This is a genomic window from Brevibacillus sp. HB1.1 (genome assembly GCF_013332445.1).
In the GTDB taxonomy this organism is placed as follows: domain Bacteria; phylum Bacillota; class Bacilli; order Brevibacillales; family Brevibacillaceae; genus Brevibacillus; species Brevibacillus porteri.
This window is the reverse complement of sequence record NZ_JABMIV010000012.1, coordinates 181,647-192,469: the sequence shown is the minus strand read 5'-3', so window position 1 is coordinate 192,469 and position 10,823 is coordinate 181,647. Positions and strand designations below refer to the sequence as shown.

The 10,823-nt window shown below is 48.2% G+C and carries 11 protein-coding genes; 2 read left to right on the top strand and 9 right to left on the bottom strand.

The window, feature by feature from the left end; all coding sequences use genetic code 11:
- Nucleotides 1–191: 191 nt before the first annotated feature.
- The 3 genes from HPY27_RS25605 to groES form a co-directional block, all read right to left on the bottom strand.
- Nucleotides 192–974 carry an HAD family hydrolase gene (locus HPY27_RS25605; RefSeq protein WP_174226295.1) on the bottom strand — a complete coding sequence of 261 codons (783 nt, stop codon included), beginning with the start codon at nucleotides 972–974 and terminating at the stop codon, nucleotides 192–194.
- A 208-nt stretch (nucleotides 975–1,182) separates the two neighbouring features.
- Nucleotides 1,183–2,814: a chaperonin GroEL gene (gene groL / locus HPY27_RS25600; protein ID WP_017246591.1), complete on the bottom strand. Its 1,632-nt coding sequence runs from the start codon at nucleotides 2,812–2,814 to the stop codon at nucleotides 1,183–1,185.
- Nucleotides 2,815–2,869: 55 nt separating this feature from the next.
- Nucleotides 2,870–3,154 (bottom strand): co-chaperone GroES, encoded by a 285-nt coding sequence (gene groES, locus HPY27_RS25595; protein ID WP_007721023.1) that lies wholly within the window; start codon nucleotides 3,152–3,154, stop codon nucleotides 2,870–2,872.
- A 265-nt stretch (nucleotides 3,155–3,419) separates the two neighbouring features.
- On the opposite strand from groES, the gene HPY27_RS25590 reads away from it, so the two are divergent.
- A complete protein-coding gene (locus HPY27_RS25590) occupies nucleotides 3,420–4,739 on the top strand; it encodes a CAP domain-containing protein (protein WP_174226294.1) in 1,320 nt (439 codons plus the stop codon).
- Between the two features lie 66 nt (nucleotides 4,740–4,805).
- Here the strand turns inward: HPY27_RS25590 and HPY27_RS25585 are convergent, their stop codons facing one another.
- The 6 genes from HPY27_RS25585 to HPY27_RS25560 all read right to left on the bottom strand — a co-directional run bounded on the left by HPY27_RS25585 (nucleotide 4,806) and on the right by HPY27_RS25560 (nucleotide 8,774).
- Nucleotides 4,806–5,225, bottom strand: a complete 420-nt coding sequence (locus HPY27_RS25585) for a hypothetical protein (protein WP_106835621.1) — start codon at nucleotides 5,223–5,225, stop codon at nucleotides 4,806–4,808.
- Between the two features lie 103 nt (nucleotides 5,226–5,328).
- A complete protein-coding gene (gene tatC / locus HPY27_RS25580) occupies nucleotides 5,329–6,105 on the bottom strand; it encodes a twin-arginine translocase subunit TatC (RefSeq protein WP_069852150.1) in 777 nt (258 codons plus the stop codon).
- A gap of 21 nt (nucleotides 6,106–6,126) precedes the next feature.
- On the bottom strand, nucleotides 6,127–6,492 hold the full coding sequence (gene tatA / locus HPY27_RS25575) for a twin-arginine translocase TatA/TatE family subunit (protein ID WP_173624069.1): 366 nt from the start codon (nucleotides 6,490–6,492) through the stop codon (nucleotides 6,127–6,129).
- A gap of 61 nt (nucleotides 6,493–6,553) precedes the next feature.
- Complete coding sequence (locus HPY27_RS25570) at nucleotides 6,554–7,555, bottom strand: molybdopterin-binding protein (protein ID WP_174226293.1); 1,002 nt, start codon at nucleotides 7,553–7,555, stop codon at nucleotides 6,554–6,556.
- Entirely contained in the window at nucleotides 7,549–8,064 is a 516-nt protein-coding gene (locus tag HPY27_RS25565) for a MogA/MoaB family molybdenum cofactor biosynthesis protein (protein ID WP_007721035.1), read from the bottom strand. The genes HPY27_RS25570 and HPY27_RS25565 overlap by 7 nt, the downstream gene beginning before the upstream one ends.
- Nucleotides 8,065–8,195: 131 nt before the next feature.
- A complete protein-coding gene (locus HPY27_RS25560) occupies nucleotides 8,196–8,774 on the bottom strand; it encodes a 5-formyltetrahydrofolate cyclo-ligase (RefSeq protein ID WP_174226292.1) in 579 nt (192 codons plus the stop codon).
- A gap of 106 nt (nucleotides 8,775–8,880) precedes the next feature.
- Here HPY27_RS25560 and HPY27_RS25555 point away from each other — a divergent pair, with 106 nt between their 5' ends.
- Nucleotides 8,881–10,815: an ABC-F family ATP-binding cassette domain-containing protein gene (locus HPY27_RS25555; RefSeq protein ID WP_174226291.1), complete on the top strand. Its 1,935-nt coding sequence runs from the start codon at nucleotides 8,881–8,883 to the stop codon at nucleotides 10,813–10,815.
- Nucleotides 10,816–10,823: the final 8 nt, after the last annotated feature.

The window sequence follows — 10,823 nt, the reverse complement described above, 5'->3', positions numbered from 1 at the left end:
ATCGTTCTTTTCTTTCGTCGTTAGCGCTTGTGGCGCCGACCTTTTAAACTATATCAGGTCTTCTTTTGAAAATCAAGAGTTATTTTTAGAAGTTCGAAGTTTTTTTCATTCTCTCTAAAATTCCCTTCAAAAGCGACAAGAGTTATCATACCAAGCCGGCAGCAAAAACGCAAGCATTATTACCTAGAATTTTATCCCACCCCCTGTTCATCCAGAACAGACAGCAATTCTCCCATAGAACCAATCACAATTCGCGGCATGAAAAGCTCCGGAAGCTCTGACAATAATGGATTCTTGCACTCCCTCCTCCACTTCTCCAAACAGAACAAACGCATTCTGTGATCATTTGCACGCATCTGCGGTTGGAACATCAACAATTCCTCAGGCAATTTTCGCTCTATTAAAATAGAGGTTACATGACTGCGGTTAGCAAGTTGAATGTCATGATCCAAACGATCTCCTACATGAGCAATTACTTTTCCCTGCAGTTTTTGCAAAATAACTGGGTCTGGCTTGCCAGTACCAGCTCGTTCTGGCGTAATGATCTCATCAAAGTACTCCAGCAAGCCTAATGCCTCCATTACTGGTGCCTGAAACTTGTGGAATCCATTTGTGACCACTGCCAGCGAAAAGCCCCGCTTCTTTGTCTCCTCGAGCATCTGGAGAATCCCATCCTCGAGCAAATTAACCTTGGGCATTACAGAGTGTTTCCGAACCAGCGATTCAATATCAATCTTTTTTTCTATACTCAATGCATCACATCTACTAACAAGGATATCATCCCAATCATACGCTTCTACGTAGCGTTCTTGGGACATACGCCGCTCATGCTCGGTTACCATTTCTGAAACAATGTCGTGCTCTCTCCCCAATTGACCGGAGATTACACGCGCAATCTCCGGAAATACCCACGCTCCAAACGGGTTTTGCATCAAAGTTCCATCCAGATCAAAGCTAATCCAGCGTTTGCTCATTTTATTGCCCCCGACGTAAGTCCTTCGATAAATTGCTTGGAAGCAAATCATCGGCAATGAATAGTGTAAGCACGCTTAACGGAATGGTGCTAAAAGAAGTCATCCCACACTCCGATCAGATGAACTATCCTCACGATCGCCAGTTTCACATAAAAAAGAGACAGACGATTTGTCTGCCTCTCTTTGAAGAAAACGGCGCGCCGCTTTCTTACATCATGCCCATACCGCCCATGCCACCCATATCTGGCATGCCCATAGGAGCTTTGTTTTCTTCTGGTTTGTCAGCAATTACTGCTTCTGTAGTCAGGAACATAGCCGCTACAGATGCAGCGTTGGACAGTGCGGAGCGAGTAACTTTCGCCGCGTCAACGATACCAGCTTCGAGCATGTTTACATACTCTTCAGTAGCTGCGTTGAAACCAATGCCCACTGCTTCTTTTTTCAGACGCTCTACGATTACAGAACCTTCGAGTCCTGCGTTCGCAGCGATTTGACGAACTGGCTCTTCCAGGGAACGGAGTACGATTTGTACACCTACAGCCTCTTCGCCACCTACATTGATCGCTTCAACCGCTTTGATTGCGTTGATCAAAGTAGTACCACCACCAGGTACGATACCTTCTTCTACTGCTGCGCGAGTAGAGTTCAGAGCGTCCTCGATGCGGAGTTTTTTCTCTTTCAATTCGGTTTCAGTAGCTGCACCGACTTTGATTACTGCTACGCCGCCAGCCAATTTAGCCAGACGCTCTTGCAGTTTTTCACGATCGAAATCGGAAGTCGTATCTTCGATTTGTTGACGGATTTGGGTTACGCGGCCCTCGATGGAAGCCTTGTCGCCAGCACCTTCAACAACAGTTGTGTTTTCTTTTGTAACCACGATTTTACCAGCGCGACCCAATTGCTCCAGCTTAGTGGATTTCAGGTCCAGACCCAGCTCTTCCGTGATCACTTCGCCGCCAGTGAGAGCAGCAATGTCTTGCAGCATAGCTTTGCGGCGGTCGCCGAAGCCAGGAGCTTTAACCGCTACAGCTGTGAAGGTACCACGCAGTTTGTTCACTACGAGAGTAGCGAGCGCTTCGCCTTCAACATCTTCAGCGATGATCAAGAGAGGTTTGCCGCTTTGTACTACTTGCTCGAGTACAGGCAGAACTTCCTGGATGTTGGAGATTTTTTTGTCAGTGATCAGGATGTAAGGGTTGTTCAGAACCGCTTCCATCTTGTCAGTGTCAGTGATCATGTAAGGGGAAGCATAGCCACGGTCAAATTGCATACCTTCTACTACTTCCAGTTCTGTTACGAATCCTTTGGATTCTTCAACAGTGATTACGCCATCTTTGCCCACTTTTTCCATTGCTTCAGCGATCAGGTTTCCTACTTCAGGATCATCAGCGGAAATAGCAGCTACTTGCGCGATAGAGGATTTATTCTCAACCGGCTTCGCGATGGATTTGATTTCTTCTACAGCTGCACGAACTGCTTTTTCCATACCACGACGGATAACCATTGGGTTAGCGCCAGCAGTTACGTTTTTCAGACCTTCACGGATCATAGCTGCAGCAAGTACAGTTGCAGTTGTTGTACCGTCACCAGCGATGTCGTTGGTTTTGGTAGCAACTTCTTTAACCAGTTGCGCACCCATGTTTTCGTAAGCGTCTTCCAGCTCGATTTCTTTCGCAATGGTAACACCGTCGTTCGTGATCAACGGAGAACCGAATTTTTTCTCAAGAACCACGTTACGGCCTTTTGGACCGAGGGTTACTTTAACCGCATTTGCCAAAGTTTCAACACCGCGGAGCATGGAGCGGCGAGCGTCTTCAGAGAATTTGACTTGTTTAGCCATCTAAACTCAACCTCCTGTTATGTGTTTATTCGTTCGACTTCCTATGTTAAGAGCCTTAACCGATGATCGCGAGGATATCGGATTCGCGCAGCACGAGGTATTCCTTGTTGTCTACCTTTACTTCAGTACCAGCGTATTTGGAGAAGATTACTTTATCGCCTTCTTTTACTTCCAAAGCGATGCGCTCGCCGTTGTCAGCAACACGGCCAGAACCTACTGCGATTACGCGGCCTTCTTGCGGTTTTTCCTTTGCAGAATCAGGCAAAACGATACCGCTTGCAGTCGTTTCGTCTTTGGAGATAGCTTCGATTACCACACGGTCACCCAATGGCTTAAGCACTAAAAACACCCTCCTCAAAAAATGTAGGTAAACAATATTTCTGTTGTTAGCACTCGACTGTTATGAGTGCTAACACCCAATTCCTATAATAATGAATCACTATGTACTTTGCAAGTAGTTTCCCTCACTTTTTTCCATCTGCAACTGCTTGACCACTCTTCCTCCTATCAAATTGCACTCTCTAGCAAAAAGGTTCTAGTATTCGGACACGCTCATATAAATGAAACATAGAATCTGGCAAGCTCGCTAAGGAGGGAATTGTTCCATGCACAAATGGCTCTGGATTGGCTTAATTGCCCTGGGAGTCTTGGGAATCAGCCGTCTCTTCACTTCGGATACTACTTCCTTTATACGGGTCAACCTTAACCCCGCCTCCATTTATTGGGATGGTCGTGAAATTGTCGCAAGCGAAAAGCCCGGGTACTACACGGAGGAAGGCAAGGAAATACCAGCTTCCTTCGAATACGAAGGAACACTATATGTACCTCTGACCATGATCACTCGCCACTTGAATAAACCTATCGGTTGGGATGAAACTTCCCAAACTGCTTGGGTCGGTCATGCTCCTGTATTCACTATCGGACAGCCTGAAAAACAGACTACACCCGATGCGATTCCTGCCTCTCTGCCGCTTCCCCAAAAGGCTGCAACAACCAAACCACCTGCAGCACCCATTCGAGAGGAGAAGCCTAACACGATTTTTGACATAGCTCTCGGCATGTCTTCTGAGGAAGTACACAAACGATTAGGTGAGCCCGCCCGCAAAGAGCCAAGCAGTCTCGGCTATCAATGGTGGGTGTACAATCGCGAGCCTGCCCGATACATGCAAGTCGGCATCGCAAATGACAAAGTCGTCGATGTGTACTCGCTCGCTCCGACAGCAAAGCTCGGAAACATCGGAGTCGGCACCAGCCAGCACTCACTCGAGCGTCAGTTGGCTGTACAAAACATTGTTTCTTTTTCTTTTCAGGGGGCACAAATCCAAATTACCAATCAAAAGCAGCAACGCCCTCTCGTCATGAAAGACGGTACCCCCTACATTTATTACTTGGACAAGCAGAATGGCAACAAGGTCACCGCTGTACGTATGATGGATACGCAAATGCTATTGCGCGGTAGTTTTTACGAAACGAAATGGTCCTATCAAGGTCAGGCGCCCAATTTTGATCCCCCGCCGCTTCGTGTTGGTGAACGAGAACAGGTCAATGCTGCATCAGAGCGGCAAATCCTCGATCTGGTCAATATTTCCCGCTACCGATACAAGCTCCCGCCCCTTCAATGGAACGAAAAAGCTGCTGATGTGGCACGAAAACACAGCATGGACATGGAGAGCAACAATTTCTTCGATCACATCTCTGCAACTACTGGGAGTAATCCATTTGACCGCATGAAAAGTGCCTCTCTCGCTTACAGCATGGCTGGTGAGAATATTGCAGCAGGCTATACGGATGCCATCGAAGCTCATGAAGGCTGGATGAACAGTCCAGGCCATCGCAAAAACGTACTCGAAAAAGGCTTTACCCAGTTAGGAGTGGGCGTATATACAGACTACTTCACTCAAACCTTCCTCACTCCCACGAAATAATCGAAAAGCCCGGTTCGTCGCTTTTTATGGACGACCGGGCTTATTTTTGCAAGAAGAAGCGCCACTTTACGGCAATTTCACTTGCTCCCTCAGATGGTCAACTTTTTCGGTAAACTCCACAACGACCGTTTCATATTCTTTCGTGTGCAAAATCAGCCACGGACGACGCTCCCCTTTTTTGGGCATGATGACAAACATCTCTGCAATCATCGCATCGAGATTAGCGGATTTTAGTTTCATCGACTTTGGGGGGACTAACGGAATTTTCACGATCATGGCAGAATTCAACGATGGATTAAACTCTAAGACCCGCCCACTCACACTCTGCAAAATCTGCTGGGCTTCCTCCTGAAATCCAGCTGTATTTTCAAAGCTAGCCACAACACGCTGCTTGTCCGTATCAAACAGTTCGATAGGCTCTCCCAGCCCGGCGGCATGAGCAGTACTCCCTGAAAAGAGTAACGCCAAACATACGATCAGCCACACATTCAGCACCTCCCGGATCATAACGTCCGTAGTATTTCCTAATTTCTGCTGAAATACAAAAAAGTCCTCTGCCACTCGGGACAGAAGACTTTTCTCATGCTCGTTATTGAACGGGTTCGTTTGTTTCCAGACTGCCGTATTCTTGTTCCCACGCTTCTTGTTCTTTCAATTGCTTGCGATAAACAACACGGGATAGCCAAATGCTCAGCTCATACAAAAGCAGCAAAGGAATGATCACAAGAATATCGCTGACAATCTCAGGAGGCGTCAAGGTAATCCCGACGACAGCCAGTGCAAAGTAAGCGTAGCGTCGTGCCTTTGCCAGCCTCATTGGATTGAGGATGCGCAGTCTCGTCAGGAACATGACGATAATCGGCAACTGGAACAGTATCCCGAACGGAATGACCATATTAAACATGAAGCCAAAGTATTGCGCGATTCCGTAGTTCGGGTCTGCACCCATCGATGCTGTAATACTGGTCATAAACTGCATGACCATCGGGAAAACGACGTAGTAGCCAAACAGGATACCAACGATAAACAGAAAACAAGCCGCCGGGATGAAATAAAGCGTCCCGCGCTTTTCCTGTACTTCCATCCCTGGCGAAACAAAACGCCAAACGTGATAAAGTGCTACAGGCAGTGTAATGACAGCGCCCACTATGAAGGCAACCTGCATGTAAACACGAAGTGCGTCTGACGGATGCAACGAGACAATGGGCACGCCATCCGCAATCGGTTCTTGCTTTAAATAATCCACGAGTGGACCGGCGAGGAAAAAACCGACGATCAATGCGACAATAAACACGGCCAGCACCCATATGATGCGCTTGCGCAGTTCCGTCAGGTGTTCTACCACTGTCATTTCCTGATCCTTCATGGTAACCACCAACCTTACCTGTTACGCGTTCTTCTGCTCTTTTTCCATTTGCAGGCGCTCTAGCTCCAGCTTTTCGCGGATTTCTTTTTCCAAGCGCTCGCGTTCCATTTTTTCACGAACTTCGCGTTCAATTCGCTCCCGCTCCGCTGCTTCCTTCTCAACAACAACAGGCGTTGTTTTGGCAGACGCTTCTTTGGAGGCTAGCTCCTTGCGCTTTTTTTCCTCATCGTCGTCTTCATCGTCGCTTGTCAGACTACGTGTAGCATTTTTGAATTCTTTCAAAGTATGACCTACCGCACGCCCCAATTCTGGAAGCTTTTTCGGACCGAAAAGCACCAAGGCTAAAACTAAAATTAAGATTAATCCAGGAATCCCAATTGAGCTCATACGTGTTCACTCCTTTTTCTTGTGAAGTCGTTTGCTTTTCGTTATTTGCCAGTCTAACCAGCTAGCACTTTCGTAAACCACCATATCCGAGTCTTGTCATATCAGATGCCACAATTCGCTCCCCAACCAGAATACGCGGCAAAAATACATCAAAGGAAGTAAACGTCTCATGCATGACCGCTCCCGGCAATCCCAGAATCGGCACTTCACCTTTGTAAGCAACCATCAACATGGAACCCGGCAGCATCGGCGTACCGTAGCGCACTACTTCCGCTCCTACTCCTGCAATCGCTCCCGGCGTGCGGTCATCTGGATCGACAGACATGCCCCCCGTGACCAAGATCAGATCGACCCCTTCATCGAGGAACGAATGAATCTGCTGTTCGATCGCTTCCTTGTCATCTGGCGCAAAACGCTGGTCTACTAGAGTAGAGCCGAGAGCTTCTACCTTGTTTCGAATGACAGGACCGAACTTGTCTGCAATTCTGCCAGAGAAAACTTCTCCCCCTGTTGTAACAAGTCCCACTCTTTTATCTTGAAACGTTTTTACTTGTACAATCGGTTCGTCATACTGTTTGGCCAGTTGCTCCAGCTCGATGATTCGAGACTCTTCCATAATTAACGGGATGATTCTCGTAGCCGCCAATGTATGTCCCGGATGCACGACCTGATCGCCGTAAATCGTGGAGAACGCTATTCCTTCGAGCTTGTTCAACGCATGGACAGCTTCCTCATTGATTTTAGCTAAACCTGTTCTCGCGGCCTTCATCGACACCTTGCCCTCATAAGGAGGCGTCAAGGTCAAGCCTTGTCCGGAAACAGCCTTCGCAATACGAATGCCCGCTTCTTCCTCATGGATGTAGCCTTCTGGCATCTCCAGCACGTAAATATGCTCTTTGCCAATGGACAACAACGGCTCAATATCCGCCTCGGTGACAACATGTCCTTTTTTGAACAAGCGTCCTTTGAATTCTCCAGGCAAAATTTGTGTCATATCGTGAGGAAGCATCATGCCGATCGCTTCACGCACTGGCACTTCCCGCATCTGAGGTTTTTCTACCAATGCAATCCTCCCCAATCTTCGTTTGCTTCTCCCGTTCCTTGCAAAATGTGCAAAGCGTCGGACAGCATATCGCCAATCGCATTGAAACAGATTTCTACGCCTTTCGGATTACCAGGGAGATTGATAATCAACGAATTACCCCTGGTTCCCGCAACTGCACGGGTCAACATCGCCCGTCGGGATTGCTTCAAACCAGCACGGCGCATTTCTTCGGCCAAGCCTGGGACTGGTCTGTCAATAACCCACGCGGTCACTTCTGGCGTTACGTCACGCGGGCTAAGTCCTGTGCCCCCCGTAACAATCAACAAATCGCATTTTTCGCGGTCTACGAGCTCAATCATATGTTCTTGCAAATCTTCCATATCATCACTAACGGCACGGTATACAGCGACATCTACGTGAAGCCATTCCCTTGTCAGATGACGAACGATTGGCATACGATCGTCCACACGATCTCCTCTGGCAATCGAATCACTTGCAGAAATAACGCCTACCTTCCATTTGCTCACGATACATTCCTCCGGTTTCTCATTCGATAGTATTGTACACTTTTCTGTCAAAAACGTCTCGTCGTTTTTCCTTGGCGGATAGCACCATTCGCTACAGTAGAAGGCATGACAAAGCTACTGACACAAAACATTCAAAAATGCAGAATACCTTTTTCGGTGACAACTGCATCTAGCAAAACATCATGAGACTCTAGGGGTACATGCTCCACAACCTGTATAGAGAAGCCGACTCCAACCAAGAGCGGGAGCTTTTTCAGCGTTGCCAGAAAGCGGTCATAATAACCACCGCCATACCCCATTCGCCCGCCCTTGCTATCAAAAGCAACACCGGGAACAATGATCGCATCCAAGTGTGATACGTCCGCTTCCTCTGCCAGAGCAGGGTCTGGCTCCCAAATCCCGTATACTCCTTGCTTTAGCATGTGCGGTCCCGTATACCGATAGGGAATGAGACGTCTCTCGGCAACGTTTGTGAGAGGTAGCCATATGTCTTGGCCCCGCTTTTTTGCCTCATCCAGAAAGGGCAAAATATCCAGTTCATCGCCAAAAGGATGGAAAGCCATGATTGCTTTGGCATCAGCCAGCCTTTCATGAGACAGCAAATGATCGCATACTTCTCTGGAAAGCTGCTCCCGTTCCTTTGCAGACATGGACTTGCGTCTCTCCAAAATATGGCTTCGCAGCTGTTTTTTATTCGTTTTTTGGTCCATGACAACCTCTTCCCTCTTTCGTCACGTGCATGGACATTCCCACGAGGCTTGTCCCATGCGCTCTCTCTAGGCTACACTGGCATTAGTATATAAAGAGGTGAATCCGATGATTTTGCTACAAGCTGAACATATAGAAAAAACGTATGGTATCGAAACCATTCTACAAGACATCTCCCTGCAAATTCAAACCGGGGAACGGGTTGGTCTGGTTGGCGTAAACGGTGCAGGAAAATCGACTCTGATGAAGATCCTCGCCGGCGAGCTAAGCTACGACAAAGGAATTATCCGCATTCCAAAGGATGTTACACTTGGCTATTTGGCACAAAACAGTGGCCTTGAATCGGAACGATCGATTTGGGATGAGTTGCTCTCTGTATTTTCCCATCTACAAAAAGAAGAGCTGGAGCTTCGTGAGCTCGAGGCCAAAATGGGCGATCCGACTATTCTCGCTGATGAGAAGCGTTACCAGCAACTGTTGGAAAATTACTCTTACCGCTCGGAAGCCTTTAAGGAAAAGGGCGGCTACAGCTACGAAGGTGCGATTCGTGGGGTTTTGCACGGCCTGCGCTTTGCGGACTTCGATTACACGACTCCGATCCGCACATTGAGCGGCGGACAAAAGACTCGTCTGGCACTAGCCAAGCTGCTGCTCCAATCTCCCACCATTCTCCTGCTCGATGAGCCGACGAACTACCTGGACATCGAGACGCTGACCTGGCTGGAGACGTATTTGCAAAACTATCAGGGCGCCATTCTCGTCGTTTCCCATGACCGTTACTTCCTGGACAAGCTCGTGACCGTTGTCTATGAAATCGAACGGACACGCGCTACCCGCTATGTCGGTAACTACAGCCGCTTCCTCGATGAAAAGGCGGCTCGGCTCGAACAGGATTTGAAGCGATTCGAAAAGCAGCAGGAAGAAATCGCCAAGCTAGAGGATTTCATCGCGCGAAACATTGCAAGGGCTACGACAACTAAACGAGCGCAGAGCCGACGCAAGACCTTGGAAAAGATAGACCGCTTGGACAAGCCGATTATGAACAACAAATCCGTCCACTTCTCCTTTGATGTGGCAAAAATGAGCGGTACCATTGTGATGAAAGCAAACAACGTCGCAATTGGCTACCCGGATGCTGTCCTTTCTCAGGGCCTTACGTTTGAAATCGAGCGTGAAGAACGTGTGGCCTTGGTCGGTCCCAATGGTATCGGAAAATCGACACTGTTAAAAACGATTGTAGAACAGTTGCCTAAGCTGCGGGGCGATATTCATTTCGGAAGCAATGTAACAATCGGGTACTACGACCAGGAGCATCGTAACCTGAACGAACGGAATACAGTGCTCGGCGAAATTTGGGATGAGTACCCGAACATGCTGGAAAAGGACGTCCGCACCTTGCTCGGCAACTTCTTGTTTAGCGGTGATGATGTACAAAAGAAGATCAGCGACCTGTCTGGAGGGGAGCGTGCACGCGTCTCTCTGGCAAAGCTCATGCTGAAGCAAGCAAACTTCCTGATCTTCGACGAGCCGACGAACCACTTGGATATTTTCAGCAAGGAAGTGCTTGAGAACGCCCTCTACGATTATCCGGGTACGATCCTGTTCGTCTCCCATGACCGTTACTTCTTAAACAAGATTGCCACCCGCGTCCTAGAGCTGACAGGTGATGGCGTGACCAGCTATTTGGGTAACTATGATTACTTCGTGGAGAAAAAGCAGGAACTGGAAGAGCTCGCAGCCGAACAAGCAGCGCAGCCCGCAAAAAAACAAAGCGGTACCGTGGCGGCACAGCCTGAGAAATCCTCTTATGAGCTAGATAAGGAAGCGAAACGTCGCGAGCGTCAACGTCAGCGTCGTTTGGAAGAGATTGAGGTCACGATCCAAAAACGAGAGGCTGACATTCTCAAATGGGAAGAAGAGCTCTGTCTCCCGGAAATTTATAGTGATCATGTGCAGGCAAAAGAACGCAACGAGCAAATCCATGCTGCCAAAGAAGAACTAGAGCAGTTGTATAACGAGTGGAGCACGCTATCAGAAGAGTAGTCCCGTCT